At 59.7% G+C, this 16,786-nt stretch carries 20 protein-coding genes; 12 read left to right on the top strand and 8 right to left on the bottom strand.

The window, feature by feature from the left end; genetic code table 11:
• Positions 1-62: 62 nt before the first annotated feature.
• From HU724_RS12580 to msrA, 4 genes are all read left to right on the top strand, one after another.
• The gene (locus HU724_RS12580; RefSeq protein WP_186569042.1) at positions 63-422 is read left to right on the top strand and encodes a hypothetical protein; all 360 of its coding nucleotides are present in this window, start codon (positions 63-65) and stop codon (positions 420-422) included.
• A gap of 97 nt (positions 423-519) precedes the next feature.
• Positions 520-981 carry an NUDIX hydrolase gene (locus HU724_RS12575; RefSeq protein ID WP_186569041.1) on the top strand — a complete coding sequence of 154 codons (462 nt, stop codon included), beginning with the start codon at positions 520-522 and terminating at the stop codon, positions 979-981.
• Between the two features lie 35 nt (positions 982-1,016).
• Positions 1,017-1,802, top strand: coding sequence for an enhanced serine sensitivity protein SseB (gene sseB / locus HU724_RS12570; RefSeq protein ID WP_186569040.1), 786 nt, complete (start codon positions 1,017-1,019; stop codon positions 1,800-1,802).
• Positions 1,803-1,949: 147 nt separating this feature from the next.
• Entirely contained in the window at positions 1,950-2,456 is a 507-nt protein-coding gene (msrA, locus tag HU724_RS12565) for a peptide-methionine (S)-S-oxide reductase MsrA (protein ID WP_186569039.1), read from the top strand.
• A 54-nt stretch (positions 2,457-2,510) separates the two neighbouring features.
• Here msrA and HU724_RS12560 read toward each other — a convergent pair whose 3' ends face one another.
• Positions 2,511-3,734 carry an MFS transporter gene (locus HU724_RS12560; protein WP_186569038.1) on the bottom strand — a complete coding sequence of 408 codons (1,224 nt, stop codon included), beginning with the start codon at positions 3,732-3,734 and terminating at the stop codon, positions 2,511-2,513.
• A 59-nt stretch (positions 3,735-3,793) separates the two neighbouring features.
• On the opposite strand from HU724_RS12560, the gene HU724_RS12555 reads away from it, so the two are divergent.
• Both HU724_RS12555 and HU724_RS12550 read left to right on the top strand, forming a co-directional pair.
• On the top strand, positions 3,794-4,789 hold the full coding sequence (locus HU724_RS12555; protein ID WP_437180351.1) for a cupin domain-containing protein: 996 nt from the start codon (positions 3,794-3,796) through the stop codon (positions 4,787-4,789).
• 361 nt (positions 4,790-5,150) lie between these two features.
• Positions 5,151-5,909, top strand: coding sequence for an NYN domain-containing protein (locus HU724_RS12550; RefSeq protein WP_186569036.1), 759 nt, complete (start codon positions 5,151-5,153; stop codon positions 5,907-5,909).
• A gap of 23 nt (positions 5,910-5,932) precedes the next feature.
• Here HU724_RS12550 and HU724_RS12545 read toward each other — a convergent pair whose 3' ends face one another.
• The 3 genes from HU724_RS12545 to HU724_RS12535 are packed head-to-tail and all read right to left on the bottom strand — an operon-like array spanning position 5,933 to position 8,197.
• Positions 5,933-6,694 carry a carboxymuconolactone decarboxylase family protein gene (locus HU724_RS12545; protein WP_186569035.1) on the bottom strand — a complete coding sequence of 254 codons (762 nt, stop codon included), beginning with the start codon at positions 6,692-6,694 and terminating at the stop codon, positions 5,933-5,935.
• A gap of 12 nt (positions 6,695-6,706) precedes the next feature.
• The gene (locus tag HU724_RS12540; protein ID WP_225927682.1) at positions 6,707-7,144 is read right to left on the bottom strand and encodes a cyclophilin-like fold protein; all 438 of its coding nucleotides are present in this window, start codon (positions 7,142-7,144) and stop codon (positions 6,707-6,709) included.
• Positions 7,145-7,168: 24 nt separating this feature from the next.
• On the bottom strand, positions 7,169-8,197 hold the full coding sequence (locus tag HU724_RS12535) for an alpha/beta hydrolase (RefSeq protein ID WP_186569034.1): 1,029 nt from the start codon (positions 8,195-8,197) through the stop codon (positions 7,169-7,171).
• Positions 8,198-8,331: 134 nt separating this feature from the next.
• Here HU724_RS12535 and HU724_RS12530 point away from each other — a divergent pair, with 134 nt between their 5' ends.
• Positions 8,332-9,234: a LysR family transcriptional regulator gene (locus HU724_RS12530; protein ID WP_122708057.1), complete on the top strand. Its 903-nt coding sequence runs from the start codon at positions 8,332-8,334 to the stop codon at positions 9,232-9,234.
• A gap of 202 nt (positions 9,235-9,436) precedes the next feature.
• Here the strand turns inward: HU724_RS12530 and HU724_RS12525 are convergent, their stop codons facing one another.
• From HU724_RS12525 to HU724_RS12510, 4 genes are all read right to left on the bottom strand, one after another.
• On the bottom strand, positions 9,437-9,679 hold the full coding sequence (locus HU724_RS12525) for a hypothetical protein (protein ID WP_122708339.1): 243 nt from the start codon (positions 9,677-9,679) through the stop codon (positions 9,437-9,439).
• The gene (locus HU724_RS12520; RefSeq protein WP_122708059.1) at positions 9,679-10,209 is read right to left on the bottom strand and encodes a hypothetical protein; all 531 of its coding nucleotides are present in this window, start codon (positions 10,207-10,209) and stop codon (positions 9,679-9,681) included. The genes HU724_RS12525 and HU724_RS12520 overlap by 1 nt, the downstream gene beginning before the upstream one ends.
• Positions 10,210-10,258: 49 nt before the next feature.
• On the bottom strand, positions 10,259-10,483 hold the full coding sequence (locus HU724_RS12515; RefSeq protein ID WP_039758787.1) for a DUF2188 domain-containing protein: 225 nt from the start codon (positions 10,481-10,483) through the stop codon (positions 10,259-10,261).
• An 83-nt stretch (positions 10,484-10,566) separates the two neighbouring features.
• On the bottom strand, positions 10,567-11,484 hold the full coding sequence (locus HU724_RS12510) for a LysR substrate-binding domain-containing protein (RefSeq protein WP_186569033.1): 918 nt from the start codon (positions 11,482-11,484) through the stop codon (positions 10,567-10,569).
• A gap of 194 nt (positions 11,485-11,678) precedes the next feature.
• Here HU724_RS12510 and HU724_RS12505 point away from each other — a divergent pair, with 194 nt between their 5' ends.
• The 5 genes from HU724_RS12505 to HU724_RS12485 all read left to right on the top strand — a co-directional run bounded on the left by HU724_RS12505 (position 11,679) and on the right by HU724_RS12485 (position 16,739).
• A complete protein-coding gene (locus HU724_RS12505; RefSeq protein ID WP_186569032.1) occupies positions 11,679-12,428 on the top strand; it encodes an SDR family NAD(P)-dependent oxidoreductase in 750 nt (249 codons plus the stop codon).
• A 100-nt stretch (positions 12,429-12,528) separates the two neighbouring features.
• Positions 12,529-13,827 carry an MFS transporter gene (locus HU724_RS12500; RefSeq protein ID WP_186569031.1) on the top strand — a complete coding sequence of 433 codons (1,299 nt, stop codon included), beginning with the start codon at positions 12,529-12,531 and terminating at the stop codon, positions 13,825-13,827.
• A gap of 17 nt (positions 13,828-13,844) precedes the next feature.
• Positions 13,845-14,693 carry a transketolase gene (locus tag HU724_RS12495; protein WP_186569030.1) on the top strand — a complete coding sequence of 283 codons (849 nt, stop codon included), beginning with the start codon at positions 13,845-13,847 and terminating at the stop codon, positions 14,691-14,693.
• Complete coding sequence (locus HU724_RS12490; RefSeq protein ID WP_186569029.1) at positions 14,690-15,718, top strand: transketolase family protein; 1,029 nt, start codon at positions 14,690-14,692, stop codon at positions 15,716-15,718. Before HU724_RS12495 ends, HU724_RS12490 begins: the two co-directional genes overlap by 4 nt.
• Before the next feature lie 61 nt (positions 15,719-15,779).
• Positions 15,780-16,739 carry an alpha/beta hydrolase gene (locus HU724_RS12485; RefSeq protein ID WP_186569056.1) on the top strand — a complete coding sequence of 320 codons (960 nt, stop codon included), beginning with the start codon at positions 15,780-15,782 and terminating at the stop codon, positions 16,737-16,739.
• The last annotated feature ends 47 nt before the right edge of the window (positions 16,740-16,786 follow it).

Genomic DNA, 16,786 nt, shown 5'->3' with positions numbered 1-16,786 from the left:
ACTCCAGCCAATCTGCACTACGCTGGCTAGCGATATGAGACAGCTTGCGGAAGGTTCGCTCAATGACAGTCTGCTGCCCTGATTGTGGGTTCACCACCGATAACCTTCCGCCCACGCATAAATGCCCTGAGTGCGGAGAGTTTTCCCACGATTGGTTGATTTACGACTGGGAAGAATTTGCTGCGATCAAACGTCGGCACATCAGGTACAACACTGTGATTCTTGGTGCGCTGTTGATCAATGTGCTTGTGGCCATGGCGCTGCAATCCAGCAATGCTTTCCAGTGGTTTATCACGCTGTTGGCGATTCCAGCGATCATCAGCTGGCTTCGTTGTCGCAGACAATTGCGGGCGAGGTCAGCGTATAAAGGCCATGAATCTGGCGTTGTTTTTCCATGGTTTAGCGGGTTGGGTGGTCTTTAATGGCTTTGCAATAAGGAGCTCTTGCCAGTCCAACGTCCTCTTGCAATACGAATCCGAAACGCAACAAGCAGTGGCAAGCCCTTCAAGGAAGATGTAGATGCGCGAACGCAACGCAGCACGATTACTGGTCATAAGTCCTTCGCAAGAAGTTCTGCTTTTCAGATTCATCCATGAAAACGGCGCCTTGGCCGGCAGAAATTACTGGGCAACCCCAGGAGGCGGCCTTGAAAGCGGCGAAACGTTCCATGACGCTGCGATACGTGAGCTGCTTGAGGAAACCGGCATAAAGGCCAGTGCCGTTGAGGGGCCTGTAGCACACCGGGATTTTCCCATGCTATTACCCAGCGGCGAGACTGTACTCGCAGTCGAACAATATTTCGTCGTGCACGCACCCAGCGAACGGCTTTCCAGAACCGGCTGGACTCTGCAAGAAACCGAGGTCATGGTCGATCATCGTTGGTGGTCCGCTGAATCACTACGTGGCACCGATGATCAGATATGGCCCGAGAGGCTGGATGAAATGCTGGTGAATGAAGGCATCTTCGAACCGGCCAGGTAATCATCGTTTTCCATAGAAAATAACGGATTAGTCTCATGGATACTTCCCAAGAAAACCCATTGGAAACATCACTCCGGCTGGCCGCGGACGAACCCGCGCATCGCCCTGAGTTCTATCGAACCCTGCTGGACTCGACCGTCTACATCCTCGGCACCGCCGGTGCGGCGCAAGGTCATGTCAATCTCGAGGCCGGCAGCAATATCAGCATCGCTCATTGGCAGAAGCCCGATGGCACGCCGGTCATTCCGTTCTTCTCCTCGCTGCAAACGCTGCAACAATCCATCGACAGCGAGCAGAGCTATGTGGAGATACCGGCCCGATCATTGTTCGAAATCACGCTGGGCGCGCTGCTCTTTCTGAATCCGAAGTCGCCGTACGGCAAGGAATTCCTTCCGGAGGAAGTGCAACGCCTGCTCTCAGGCGAAATCGGCCGGCCCGCCACGCAGCGCACCGTTGAAAAAGAAACCAACGTCTTGCTTGGACAGCCTTCGGACTACCCATCGACGATGGTCCATTCGCTCTCGCAACTGCTGGCCAAACACTCCAATGTGAAACGCGCGTTCCTGGCGCTGATGCACGACGCCTCGGTTGATGAAAAACCGCACCTGATCGTCGGCATCGAAGCGGATGGCGATATCGAACAGGTCATGCGCGAAGCCGGCAATGTCGCTGCGGACACAGCCCCTGATGGCGGGCCGGTTGATTTTTGCCGCGTGCTGACGGGACAAGCCGGGCTGAGTGATTACTTCCTCAGGGAGACCAAACCGTTCTACGAACGCAAGTCACCGGGCAAGCTGCGTTCGTTCTTTGGCTTTGGTTGAATACGTACTGACGAACATCGCAGTCGACTGCACGTCGCTTGATCAGGTGGCCAGTGGTCGATTCTGATGAGCGTAACCTTGGATTCTCTCAACCCGCCCTCATAACAGTGGGTATCCCCACATCGTCTTCGAGAGGAAGCACACACCATGACCACTCAAACCGAAACTGCCATTCTCGCCGGCGGCTGCTTCTGGGGCATGCAGGATTTACTGCGCCGCTACCCGGGTGTGCTGAACACCCGCGTCGGCTATACCGGCGGCGATGTGCCGAATGCGACCTATCGCAACCACGGCAACCACGCCGAAGCCATCGAAATCGAGTTTGATCCGGCCGTGATCAGCTACCGACAGATCCTCGAGTTCTTCTTCCAGATCCACGACCCGAGCACGCCCAACCGTCAAGGCAACGATCTTGGCCCGAGCTACCGCTCGGCGATCTACTACCTCAACGAAGAGCAGCGTGCCGTCGCTGAAGACACCGCCGCCGACGTCGATGCATCGAAGCTGTGGCCGGGTCGAGTAGTAACGGAAATCGAACCGGCGGGGCCGTTCTGGGAAGCGGAACCCGAGCATCAGGATTACCTGGAGCGGATTCCGAACGGCTACACCTGCCACTTCATCCGACCGAACTGGAAACTGCCGAAGCGCGGTTGAAGAGACGGAATCGGCGGGGCTTCAGTGCTTCGCCACCGCCCCGCCCTGATCAACTCACAAATGCACTGGCAAAGCCGCTGAGCCCGGCTCTGGCACATCGACATTGACCTTCAGTGCAATCAGCAGCGCGGCCAGCAACATCAGAATTCCAGCCGCTACAAACACGCCATTGATACCGCTGAAACTGAACACCGAACCGCCAGCGGCGGCGCCTGCGGCAATCGCCGACTGCACCGATGCGACCACCATGCCGCCTGCGCTTTCGGCCTGATCGGGTATCGAGCGCGCCACCCAGTTCGACCATGCGACCGGCACGCCACCAAAGGCCATCCCCCACAGCGCCAAGAGCAACGCCTGCCCGGTGACCGACGCCGGTAACCCGACCAACGCCAGAGCAGCAACGCCCACCAACACTGGCATCAGCACCAGTGTTGCCCTTGGATTGCGCTGCAACAGCCAACCGGCGAACAGCGTACCGACAAAGTTCGCCACGCCGAAACCAAGGAGCATCAGTGCCAAGGTCTGCGGGCCGACGCCGATGGTGCTTTCCAGAAATGGCCTGATGTAGGTGAACAACGCGAAATGGCCGGTATGCACCAATACACAGCCGAACATGCCGACGGCAATGCCCGGTCGCAGCAACACCTCGAGCACCGTACGCAGGCGTGACGGACGATGCGGCGCCAGACTGGGTAGCGTGAACATCTGAAAGACCAGCGTCACCACGCCAACCGCTGCAGCTGCGAAAAACGCACTGCGCCAGCCAAACTGGCCGCCGAGATAGCTGCCCAACGGCACCGCCACCACGGTCCCCACGGCGATCCCGCTGAAGATAATCGACAACGCGCGGGGCAGCAGCGCCGCCGGCACCAGGCGCATCGCCACGGCCGCCGCCATGCTCCAGAATCCGCCGAGGGCTATGCCCAAAAGGATGCGCATGATCAGCAACACTGCGAGGCTGGACGACAGCGCCACCAGCAGATTCGAAGCAATCATCAGTGCCGAAAAGCCGAGTAATACCAGCCGCCGATCAAGGCTGCGCGTCAACCCGGGCACCAGCAATCCGGCAAACAGCGCGACCACCGCGGTCACCGTCACCGCTTGCCCTGCCAGCGCTTCGCTGACGCCGAGATCGAGCGCCATCGGCGTCAGCAGGCTGGCCGGCAGATATTCCGCCGTGAGCAGACCAAACACACCCATCGCCAGCGAAAACACCGCCATCCAAGCAGGCACCAGCGGCTCCCCTGCAGTTCGCCCATCACCTACACGTTCATTCATTTCAAGACTCCCTCAGACATTTCGAGAGGGCAGTCTATTGACGGCAAACCGGATGATCTATGATGCTCACTCTTGAACTTTTGATCGAAACCCCGAACATGAGCAGCATTGATTCCTTCTCTGTGTCCTCAGACCTTATCACCGAGTTGCTGCGCAGCATGCGTCTGCGTGGCGTGCAATATCGGCGGATCCACGCCGGTGCGCCGTATGGTCTGGGTTTCAGCGACAAGCCCGGCCATGCGTATTTCCACTTCGTCGCCGCTGGATCGACGGTATTGCGACTGGAGGACGGCAGCCTGTACGAGTTGTCAGCAGGCAATGCGGTATTCATTGCTCATGGTGCCGCGCACCAGTTGCTGTCACACGCCGGAGCTGAAGTGCAGGACATTGACAGCGCCGTCGCCGCGCCACTCGGCGATACGGTCTGCGCGGTGCAGGTCGGTCACAGCGCCGATTCGTCCGATAGCGCCCTGCTCTTCAGTGGCTGTATGGAGTTCGAGCTCGGCAGCCTGCAAGGCCTCGGTCGGCTGATGCCGGGTCTTATGCTGATCGACGCCGGCGGCCAGCGCTATCCGGGCCTGATGCCGATCCTCGCGACCATGGAACGCGAAGTCAGCGCCGCGCGCATCGGCTTCGCCGGCATTCTCGCGCGCCTTGCCGACGTAGTGGCGGCAATGATTGTTCGTGGCTGGGTCGAATGCGCTTGCGGCAATGCCTCCGGTCTCGTCGCAGCGCTGCGCGACCCACGCCTGGCGCAGGCCTTGCTGGCCCTGCACCAACAACCGGGGCGCGACTGGAGCGTCGCCGAACTCGCAACGCTGTGCAACACCTCACGCTCGGTCTTCGCCGAACGCTTCCAGACCACCCTCGGCACCCCGCCGCTACGCTACGCCACCGAACTGCGCATGCGCCTGGCCAGTCAGTGGCTTACCCTGGAAAGACTGCCAATCGAAGAAGTGGCGCAGCGCTTGGGCTACACCTCCCAAGCGGCGTTCAGTCGTGCGTTCAAGCGGATAACGGGAAGCTCGCCGGGAGCGAGTCGGCGCCAGCGCTGAAGACGAGAATCGCCGTAACAGAGCCGCTCTCATTATGTGCCCCCCCCCCCGGATTCTGCCCAACACCGCGCTCGCCCGCTCACGGATAACCGAGCCTACGAGACACAGCGCTTTTGCCTACAAATCTTACGGAAGTCGCTGTCTTGCCCGCTTACCCTCCGCAATTTATCGTTTCCCCGTCGCCACCTGAGAGTTGAAAGCGCTGGGCACATTCGACTTTGTGCAAACAGGTCAGACGAAAAAGGTGTTGTTGACGTATCCGTCACTCCTACCTAATCTGCTCCCATCCCGCCCAAGGCAGTACGCCGTTCTAATCATCCAGAACGTGCCAAACCCTTGGGCGTTTTTTTAGGTAAAAAACATGCCCACTGCGGTGTTAGTCGATGGCGCCTTTTTCATCAAACGTTTTCGACGAATCGAACCTCAAAACGCCTTCAACGCTGAACGCGCGGCCGATCTGGTCCATCGATGGGCAACCGCCCACCTCCTCAATAAAACCTTGACCCGTCCAACGGGCCCCATTCGAGAGCTACGACAACGAGCCAGGAAAGAGCTTTACCGTATCTTCTTTTATGATTGCCCCCCACTGGACACCAAACAGCACAACCCAATAAGCAAAAAAGCTGTGGATTTTTCCAGGTCCAGGGAGGCGGCATTTCGCAAAGAGCTGCACTCCAGACTGCGAAGTAAACGTAAGCTGGCGTTACGACTTGGACATCTGTCGAAGGATGTCAGATGGACCATCAAACCCGCAAAAATCGCTGAGCTGTTGAAAGGCAAAATCCAGATGACTGACCTTATGGAAAATGACGTCAGTATTGAGACCCGTCAAAAAGGTGTCGATATGCGGATCGGCATTGATGTCGCGTCGCTGTCCTTTAAACAGCAGGTCGATCAGATAGTGTTGATAGCAGGCGACGCAGACTTTGTTCCAGCCGCAAAAATGGCAAGGCGAGAAGGTGTGGACTTCATTCTCGATCCGATGTGGCAGAGCATTCCCGATAGCTTGATGGAGCACATAGACGGTTTGCGCTCAACATGCCCCAAGCCGCCGCTTCGTGAAAATAAGGCGGCGATCTTGGAGATGCAGCAACCAGGTTCAGTCATTGGTGAGAAATAATGGTACTGGTATCCCCGTCGACTTCAGCCCCCCAATTTCCCCAGCCCCGCGCCCACCCGCTCAGCAGCCTGAAAATCCCCACGCGCCTCCAACTCCTGCGCCACTCGCCGCAACTGCTCAACCGTCAATCCCACATTCAGACTGATCTTCAAATGCGACTCCAGCTGTGATTCCACCCCAGCCATTGCCGCCAGCGCGCCAACCGTCGCCAGTTCCCGATCCGTCCATGCCAGGTTGTCGCGGGCGAAGATGTCGCCGAACAAGTGCACTTTCAGAAACTGATCGATCGCCGGGGCGAATTCGAACAGTGGGCCGGACACTGGCGCGCCGACCAGGCGGGTCTGATTGTCGGTGCCGAGTTCGGTGAGCGCATAGCCCGACGGAACCGGACCCGGCTCGCGTCCCGGCACGTCTTCGATGCCCCGAGCAGCGCGTTCCTGCAAAACCTTCATCAGCAAGGACAAGGCGTTGAGGCTGCGCGGGAAGCCGGCGTAGGCGTACAGCTGCACCAGAATTTCCTTGGTCTCGCTGATGCTCAGCCCAGCATCAAGACCACGATTGAGTGCGTCGTGCAAACGCGGCATGTCGCCGATGGCAGCGTTGGCGGCAATCGGGGCGATCGCCAGTTGTCTAAGCGTCAGAGGCTGTTCTTGCATGATCGTTTTCTCCGGTGATCGGGAAGGATTGGCGCAGAGGGGATTCACGCAGGCTGCACTGGCGAGGACCGCGCAGCCGAGGGCGACGATGCGCAAAAGACGCCCTTGATTTAACGATTTCTGGTTCATCAATGACTCTCCTCACTCATGCAGAGTGAACGTCACCCGCACATCGCCACGCCCCAAGACTTCGGCCAAGTCCTGCGGCCGGTCGATGCGACCAAGACGCGAATAGCGGTAGGACGAATCGAAGGTTTTGTAGAAGACCACCAACGTATCGTCGCCATACAAAAGGAAATCGCCGTTGTGGATCGTGCCCGGCCGGTAGGGCTGGGTGGGCAATGGCGGCTGCACGGTGGCGTATTTTTCATTGCCGTGCAGGTCGGTCATTTCCAGGCTCAGCGGCAATCGCGTGAGCAATTGCCGCGTACTCGGGTTGTCCTCCAGAGCAATGGCAAAACGCTGTTCTCCGACGGTCATCCACATCGTGCTGGCCTCCATAGCGGTCGGTGCAGACAGAGCAACGGGCAGCCATGCCATCAGTACGAATCCCTTCCAGCCGTTGGCAAAAAACCGCATCGCTTTGCTCCGTCGCGTTGAAAGTTACTTCAGGTTGCTCTTGAAGAACTGCGTCAGCTTGGCAAAAGGAATCAGCTCGACCCGGTCGTACAGATCGACATGGCCGGCATTCGGCACAATCACCAGTTCTTTCGGCTGACCCGCCAACCGGAAAGCCTCTTCGCTGAACTCACGGGAGTGCGCGTCGGCACCGGCAATAAACAACATCGGGCGCGGCGAGATGCTCTCGATATCGACGAACGGATAGAAGTTCATGAACTTGGTGTTGCTGCTCAGCGTCGGCCGCGTGGTCTGTTGTGGCGTCGAGCTGGCCGGGGTGAATTCGCCGCGCGGGGTGCGGTAGAAATCGAAGAACTCACGCTGGATCGGATGGATGTCGGCCTTCAGTTCCAGCACGGTGCCGCCGGTGTATGCGACCTTGCCGCCAGTAAACTCGGCGTAACGCTGCTCGGCCGCTTGCGCAATGATCTGCTTGCGCTGCGCAAGGCTTTGCGAGTGCTTGAGGCCATCACGGTTGGCCGCGCCCATGTCGTACATGCTGACGGTGGCGATGGCTTTCATGCGTGGATCGATTTTCGCCGCGCTGATCACGAAGCTGCCGCTACCACAGATGCCCAACACGCCGATGCGCGCGCGGTCGATGAATGGCCGTGTGCCGAGGTAATCGACGGCCGCGCTGAAGTCTTCGGCATACATGTCCGGCAATACCGCGTTGCGCGGCGCGCCCTCGCTTTCGCCCCAGAACGACAGATCCAGCGACAGGGTGACAAAGCCCTGCTCCGCCAGTTTCTGCGCATACAGATTGGCGCTCTGCTCCTTTACCGCGCCCATCGGATGACCAACGATAATCGCCGCGCTGCGCGCTGCCGGGTCGAGTCCTTTAGGGACAAACAGGTTGCCGACCACGGTGAGTTGATATTGATTTTTGAAGCTGACCTTCTGCACGGTCACCTTGTCGCTTTTGAAGAAATTGTCGGCACCGTGGGACATGTCAGCTCCGAATGCAGTAAATGAACTCAGGAGAAACCCGAGCAGTATGAACAGTCGTTTCATGGGGGCGTCCTTGAACGAGAAACCAGGCGAGGCCGGGATGGAGGTATTGTTGCGCAGGCTCGAGGCTTTGATTAGCTAATGAGTGCTTAATGCGGTTATAAACGCAGCTAATCAATAAACCTGAGCATTGCGCCATGGCCAAACCCAATTTCAACGACCTGCTCGCCTTCGTCACCGTGGCCCGCAGCGGCAGCTTCACCCGCGCGGCGGTGCAACTGGGCGTGACGCAATCGGCGGTGAGCCAGGTAGTCTCGGCGCTGGAAGCGCGCCTGAAAATTCGCCTGCTGACCCGCACCACACGCAGCGTGTCACTGACGGCGGCCGGTGAACGCTTGCTGCACACCGTGGGCCATCGTTTCGATGAGATCGAAGCCGAGCTGGACGCGCTGACCGAGTTGCGCGACAAGCCTGCCGGTACGGTGCGCATCACCTGCGGCGACAACATCATCAAGACCACTCTGCTGCCCAAGCTGACGCCACTATTGCTGCAATACCCGGACATCAAGCTCGAGTTCGATATCAACTACGGTTTCCGTGACATCGTGGCCGACCGCTTCGATGCCGGCGTGCGTTTCAGCGATACCGTCGCCCAGGACATGATCGCCGTACCGATCGGCCCGCCGCTGCGCATGGCCGTCGTTGCCTCGCCCGACTACTTTGCCCGGCACCCCGCCCCGCAGCATCCGCGCGAGCTGGCGGCGCACCGCTGCATCGACATTCGATTTCCGACCTACGACGGTGTCGATGCCTGGGAATTTGAGCGGCAGGGCAAAAAGCTGAAAGTGCGGGTCGACGGCCAACTGGTGTTCAACTCCACCGTGCACATCGCCGACGCCGCTGTGAACGGATTGGGAATTGCCTACCTGCCTGAAGACGAGTTCGGTGCGCATCTGGCCGAAGGGCGTTTGGTCAGAGTGCTGGAAGACTGGTGCGAACCGTTCGGTGGCTTCCACCTCTACTACCCCAGCCGCCGCCAACCGTCGCCGGCGTTTTCACTGGTGGTGGATGCGTTGCGCGTGGATCCAGCCCCGTTGTAGTAGCGGGCCTGCTCGCGATAGCGTCGGCACATCCAACAGAGTAAGTGCCAGATCCAGCGCTTTCGCGAGCAGGCTCGCTCCCACATGGGATTTGTAAATCGATTGATTTCCGGGATGTGACGCAAATCCCTGTGGGAGCGAGCCTGCTCGCGAAGGCGCCAGACCCGGCACATCTTCTCTGCATGCAGGCCCCGCGACACCCTCACAACTTCGGCACGTCCCCGGTCGCCTCGGCAATCGTCGCCAAGGTTTCCTCCATGCTGGCGATGTCTTCATGCAGCTTTTGAAACACCAGATCCAGCGACTCGGGGGCGTCCACGGTCTGATGGCCACGCAGCGACTCGACGCTAGCGCTCTCCACGTGCTGGAGAATGTCGACACTTTCTCGCAGTGCCAACAGCTGATCGAAGATCGCGACAATCTGCGCCTGGCTGCGGGTGCTCATCATTTCCACCCAAGCCTGGCAATGATTTCACGCCGGTACGGCGTGTCGATCTGCGCCGGCACCTGTTCGATATAGTCGCGCGCTTGTTCGTGCGCCGCGCCGCTCAACCCGGCCAGATAAGAAACTGCGTCGTCGACATTCGGCACCAGGCCTTCAATGTTCTTGAATCTGCCGGGCAGCGCCGTCCAGATCACCGCATCAAGTTGCCGAGGAATTGCCCATTCAGCAAGCACGCCCATCGGCGAGGTACCGACGGTGAAACTGCCGATGCCATCCTCCCTGCCCTCCGGCACGCCTTCTCGAATACGCAGGAGTTCACGGGCCTGATCGAGATCGGTCACGTCCAGGACCGACCACAGCACTTTGCACGGCGGCGCGTTCGCGCTTATGGCTGTAGTCAACTCGCCAGTGTCACTGACGCGAACGAAGTCGATCGGTACCTGCGGCCCGTCGGCAAACCATTCGCTGGCCAGCGGCAAGCCGTCCGGCTTCCAGATCAGTGAGCCCCATCCCAGACATGCGATGACCATATATCAGACCCTTCTGAAGAAACGATGAACACAGAAAAGAACAGCCTGCTCAGCCTTTGGTTTTTCGCGGGTCGGCAGCGCGTGGAAAGGTGCGTTCTTCCTGGATCGTCCCGTCCTCTTTATGGATTTTCAGCGAGGCGGTTTTATCTTGGAGGTAGTCGCTGGCGATTTGGGTGATCTCGGCTTTGGTTGCAGCCGTTTTCGACGCACGCTGCGCGCCCTCTTTGACCAGTTCCCAGCGCTGCTGGTTTTTACTGATGTGGTAGTTATCCATTCCTTCACCTCTGATGTGAATGACGTGACCGTTAAAGGATTGACCTTGAGCGGTTCAGAGAGTTTGAAAGAATTGATCCCGACTCAATACGCGAATTCGTGCCCCAACTCGCTCTCCATCCACGCCAGAAAACGCCTGACCCGTGGAAAGCTCGAATGCGCTTTGGGGAATACCAAATGGTGCGCCGCCACCGCAGCACTCAGAGATTCAGGCGCTACTTCAACCAGCGTGCCCGCCGCCAGATACTTCTGCGCCAGCAATGTGCTTTCCAGTGCGAAACCCAAGCCATGACTCGCCGCTTCCAGCGACATGTATGAACGATCGAAGCTCAGCGCGTACGGCCGCTCCGGACGCGCCAGACCATGCTGGGCAAACCATTGCGGCCATTTGAGCAGAGTGGCTTCCGACAGAATCAGATCGCACTCCAGTAGATCCGCCGCGCCGCGTACCGAACGTTGCGCGAGCAGTTTCGGTGAGGTCAGCACCGCGAACGTCTCATTCCTGACCGTGCGCACCTCATAGCTTGGCCAGTTCGGCAGACCGTGGCGGATATCGACGTCGATCTTGTCGCGACTGAAGTGCAGCGATTCATAGGAGCATGACAGGTTGATCTGAATGTCCGGATGACTGGCGCGAAACGCTTCCAGGCGCGGCATCAGCCAGAGCAGGCCGAAGCTTGGCGACGAGTGCAAGCGCAGGCAATCGAGACTGACATCGCTGGCCGCACGCTCGGTGGCAACGGCGAGGCTGTGCAAAATCCCGGAGACTTCCTTGAGGTACTGCTCGCCGACCGGCGTCAGCGAGACGCCCCGAGCAGCGCGAACGAATAATTGCCGGCCGATCATCCCTTCCAGTTTCGCCAGTTGATGGCTGACTGCCGAGGGGGTCAGGTCCAGCACTTCCGCCGCTCTGGCGACGTTGCCGAAGCGCGCGGTTTGTTCGAAGGCCTGAATTGCTTTCAGCGGTGGCAGGATGATCGATGCCTCAGTGTCAGAGCGCATGGGGACTCCGTGGTGATTTCTTGTGATGTACGGACCGGTTTCATTCAAGCATTTGCGAAACGGCCTGACGAGTACTGAATTTTTTTCAGCATTGAGTGACTTCCGCGTTATTGCTCACGCTCGCCCCGGAGGACAAGCTGAGTCATCGGTTACTTACACACCGACCCAATAAAAACAATTCGAGGGAATCCTCCATGCTTCTTCAAGGCAAAGTCGCAATCATTACCGGTGCCGCATCTGCCCGTGGCATTGGCCGCGCTACCGCCAGCACATTTGCGCAACACGGCGCTCGCGTGGTCATCCTCGATCTGGATGCCTGCGCAGCACGTGACGCCGCCGCAGCACTGGGCGAAGGTCACCTGGGCCTGGCGGCCAACGTGGCCGACGAAGCGCAGGTTCAGCAAGCCGTCGCCGCCATCATCGAGCACTTCGGGCGCATCGATATTCTCGTCAACAACGCCGGCATCACCCAGCCACTGAAGACTCTGGATATTCGCCCTTCGGACTATGACAAGGTGCTGGACGTCAGCCTGCGCGGCACTTTGCTCATGTCCCAGGCGGTGATTCCGCTGATGCGCCAACAGTCTTCCGGCAGCATCGTCTGCATGTCGTCGGTGTCGGCCCAGCGCGGCGGCGGCATCTTCGGCGGCCCGCATTACAGCGCGGCCAAGGCCGGTGTGCTGGGGCTGGGCAAGGCCATGGCGCGGGAATTGGGGCCGGACAATATCCGCGTCAATTCCATCGCTCCCGGCCTGATTCACACCGACATCACCGGCGGCCTGATGCAGGATGAACGCCGCCACGCCATCATCGAAGGCATTCCGCTGGGGCGCCTGGGTCAAGCGCAGGACGTTGCCAACGCCGCGCTGTTTCTGGCCAGCGACCTGTCCGCTTATCTGACCGGCATCACCCTCGATGTGAACGGCGGCATGCTGATTCACTGAGTAACTCTGGGCGGGCCTGCGTGGCCCGTGCGGTTCTGGATCGATGACGCAGCCGGGCCTGATGGCCTGGCGGTCAATAAAAACAAGAGATCAGACCATCATGACTACCCTGTCGCTCGAAGCGGTTTCGACCGTGCGTTCTTCTGCCTATCGCAAAACGGCCTGGCGCCTGATGCCGTTCCTGATGCTGTGCTACCTGTGCGCCTATCTGGACCGGGTCAACGTCGGTTTCGCCAAGCTGCAAATGATGAACGATCTGGCCCTCAGCGAAACAGTCTACGGACTGGGCGCCGGGGTGTTTTTCATCGGCTATTTCCTCTGCGAAGTGCCCAGCAACATCATCCTGCACAAGGTCGGCGCGCGACTGTGGATTGCGCGGATCATGATCACCTGGGGCATCGTCTCGGCGCTGTTCGCCTTCGTCGAAACCGCCTGGCAGTTCTACGCGCTGCGCTTTCTGCTGGGGATTGCCGAAGCCGGTTTGGCGCCGGGCCTGCTGCTCTATCTCACCTACTGGTTTCCGTCCTATCGGCGGGCGCGCATGACCGTGTTGTGGTTTATCGCCATTCCGCTGTCAGGCATGGTCGGTGGCCCGCTGTCCGGTTGGATCATGAACCACTTTGCCGGCGTGCACGGCTGGGCCGGCTGGCAGTGGATGTTCGTTCTCGAGGCGGTGCCCACCGTGGTCGTCGGCCTGCTGGTGCTGAGTTATCTGAAGGACGGCGTGCATCAGGCGACCTGGCTCAATGACGACGAAAAAGCCTTGATCACTCGCGAACTGGCCGAAGACGACCAGCAAAAGGTCACCCACGCCTCGATCGGCGAGTTCATCCGCGACCGGCGCTTGTGGCTGCTGGCGGCGATCTACTTCTGTGTGGTCATGGGCCAATATGCGATCACCTTCTGGCTGCCGACACTGGTACGTAATGCAGGGGTTTCCGACCCGCTGCACATCGGTTTCCTGACCAGCCTGCCTTATCTGTGCGCCATCGCCGCGATGCTGCTGGTCGGCCGCAGTGGCGACAAACATCGCGAGCGCCGCTGGCACCTGATCGTGCCGATGATCGCCGGTGCGATCGGCTTGAGTCTGGCAGCGCTGATGGGCGGCAATTCGACCTTGTCGATCCTCAGTCTGTGCCTCGCTGCCTCCGGCATTCTTTCCGCCACCTCGTTGTTCTGGATGCTGCCCACCACGCTGCTTGGCGGGGTGTCTGCGGCCGCCGGCATCGCCGCGGTCAACAGCTTCGCCAACCTCGCCGGGTTCTGCTCGCCTTATCTGATCGGCTGGATCACCACCCTGACCGGTTCCAGTGCCATCGGCATGTACCTGATCACCGGCGTGCTGCTCCTCGGCGCGAGCCTGGTTCTGCGTATTCCTGCCGCTTTGGTCAATCGTTGAGTCAACGGAGTTTCATCATGACGACTAATCTTGCACACGCTGCATCGCTGAGCCTGACCCAGCGCGCGCACAACATTCGCCGCCATGCACTGCGCATGGGCCAGGTTCAGGGCCAGGGCTATGTGGGCCAGGCCCTCGGCGCGGCTGACCTGCTGGCGGTGTCTTACTTTCATGCGATGAATCATCGCCCCCAGGATCCCGAGTGGGAGCAGCGTGATCGCTTCTATCTTTCCATCGGCCACTACGCCATCGCGCTGTACGCAGCGCTGATCGAAGCGGAGATCATTCCCCTCGATGAGCTGGAAACCTACGGCTCGGATGACAGCCGCCTGCCGATGTCGGGCATGGCTGCCTACACGCCGGGGATGGAAATCACCGGCGGCTCGCTGGGTCAGGGCCTGGGCATCGCGGTCGGTGCCTGCCTGGGCCTCAAGCGCAAAGGCTCGGCCTCGTTCGTCTACAACCTGCTGTCCGATGGCGAACTCAATGAAGGCTCGACCTGGGAAGCGGTGATGTCGGCTTCGCACTGGCAGCTCGACAACCTGATCGCCATCGTCGACGTCAACAATCAGCAGGCCGACGGTTACTCCAGCGAGATTCTTTCGTTCGAACCCATCGTCGATCGCTGGCAAGCCTTCGGCTGGTTCACCCAGCGCGTCGACGGCAATGACCTCGACGCCCTGGTCGCTGCATTCGATGCCGCGCGCAATCACCCCGGCGGGCAACCGCGCGTGATCATCTGCGACACGAAAATGGGCAAAGGCGTGCCGTTTCTGGAGAACCGGGAGAAGACCCACTTCATTCGCGTCGAAGAGCACGAATGGGACCTGGCACTGAACAACCTTGAAGAAGGAAAAGACCAATGAGCAACGCCGCCAACACTGCGCCTTCGACTGCTACTGGCGCGCCGGTGAAAAAGCGCCTGACCACCTCGGCGATGATTGCCTCGATTGCCTCCGAGGGCCAGGCGACCCGCTCGGCACCGTTCGGCCATGCGCTCGCAGCGCTGGCAGACCAACGCGCGGACATCGTCGGCCTGTCAGCGGACCTGTCCAAGTACACCGACCTGCACATTTTCGCCAAGGCGCACCCGGAGCGTTTCTATCAGATGGGCATGGCCGAACAGTTGCTGATGAGCGCTGCCGCCGGCATGGCGCGTGAGGGTTTCGTGCCCTTCGCCACCACCTACGCGGTGTTCGCATCGCGGCGTGCTTACGACTTCATCTGCATGGCCATCGCCGAGGAAAACCTCAACGTCAAAATCGTCTGCGGCCTGCCCGGCCTCACTACCGGCTACGGGCCGAGCCACCAGGCCACGGATGATCTGGCTATTTTCCGCGCCATGCCCAATCTGATGATTGTCGACCCGTGCGATGCGCTGGAAATCGAACAGGCCGTGCCGGCCATCGCCGCTCACCAAGGCCCGGTCTATATGCGTTTGCTGCGCGGCAATGTGCCGTTGGTGCTGGACGACTACGGTTATAAATTCGAGATCGGCAAGGCCAAGACCCTGCGCACGGGCAACGACGTGCTGATCATCTCCACCGGGCTGATGACCATGCGCTCACTGGAAGCGGCCAAGCAATTGCAGGCCGACGGTATCGATGTGGCCGTGCTGCACGTGCCGACCATCAAGCCGCTGGATGAGCAAACCATTCTCGCCGAAGCGCGCAAATCCGGGCGTCTGGTGGTCACAGCCGAGAACAGCTCGATCATCGGCGGTTTGGGTGAGGCGGTTGCCGGGTTGTTGTTGCGCAATGGCGTGACGCCCACCTTCAGACAGATCGCGTTGCCCGACGCGTTCCTTGACGCCGGCGCCCTGCCGACGCTGCATGATCGCTACGGCATTTCGACGCCGGCCGTTTGCGCGCAGATCAAAGCCTGGCTGTAACTCCACCGTGAGCGGCGCCTCCATCCGAGGCGCTCGTTCATTCGCAAACAGGAGGCAGAACGTGAAAGCACATGAACTGCTGGATCCCGACTTCAAAAGCTTTTTAACCCCCGGCGCAGAAGCCTGGACGTTGGAAACGCTGCCCGCGATCAGGGAGCGTGTCCATGCGACATTCAGATCCCGAGAACCAGCGCGCGGTGAAAGCCTATGGATAAAGTCCCACGACGGTGAGGATTTGCGCCTGTGTCTTTACCGGCCCGCCGCCGCAGCAGCGGACGGTAATTTTGCGATGATCCTGTACATCCACGGCGGAGGCTTCGTCCTTGGTTGCCCCGAAATGGCCGATGACTATCTGGCCAATCTCGCCGAAGCACTTCAGGCGATCATCGTTGCTGTCGATTACCGTCTCGCGCCCGAATACCGCTTCCCTATTCCTCTGGAGGATTGCTACACCGCCCTCGGCTGGGTTTTCGCCCACCCGCAAACGCTCAATATTGACGCCGACAAAGTAATCGTCATGGGCCACAGTGCCGGCGCCGGGCTGGCAGCAGCGCTGGCCATTGTGGCGCGGGATCGCGGCGAGTATTCCATCGCCAGCCAGGTGCTGATTTATCCGATGCTCGATTACCGTTCGGGCAGCGCAGCCTCGCCTCACCAGAACAGCACGACCGGCGTGATTGGCTGGCCGGCGCAAGCCAACCAGTTCTGTTGGGATTGCCTGCGCGCTGACCAAGCGCTGGATGATCTGCCAATCGGCTGGTTTTCGCCGGCCCTGCAGGATGATCTGCGTGACTTGCCACCGACGTTTCTGGCCGTCGGGGCGCTGGATCTGTTTCTGGAAGAGGACGTTGCATTTGCCCTGCGTCTGTCCCGCGCCGGGGTTGCCGTCGAACTGCATGTCTACCCTGGGGCGCCACATATGTTTGATCAGTGCCCCGGCAGTGTTAGCGATCAGGCTGCGCTGGATATCGTCCGATCACTTCGGCGATCGATAGCTAGCGCATTAACTGCTGAGGGATAGAAAGAACAGCTGAAACGGTACAACAGGATTTCTTATACAAAGCCTTT

Source organism: Pseudomonas iranensis, assembly GCF_014268585.2.
GTDB classification, from domain to species: domain Bacteria; phylum Pseudomonadota; class Gammaproteobacteria; order Pseudomonadales; family Pseudomonadaceae; genus Aquipseudomonas; species Aquipseudomonas iranensis.
The sequence above is the reverse complement of the archived record's forward strand: the minus strand, read 5'-3'. Positions and strand labels throughout refer to the sequence as shown.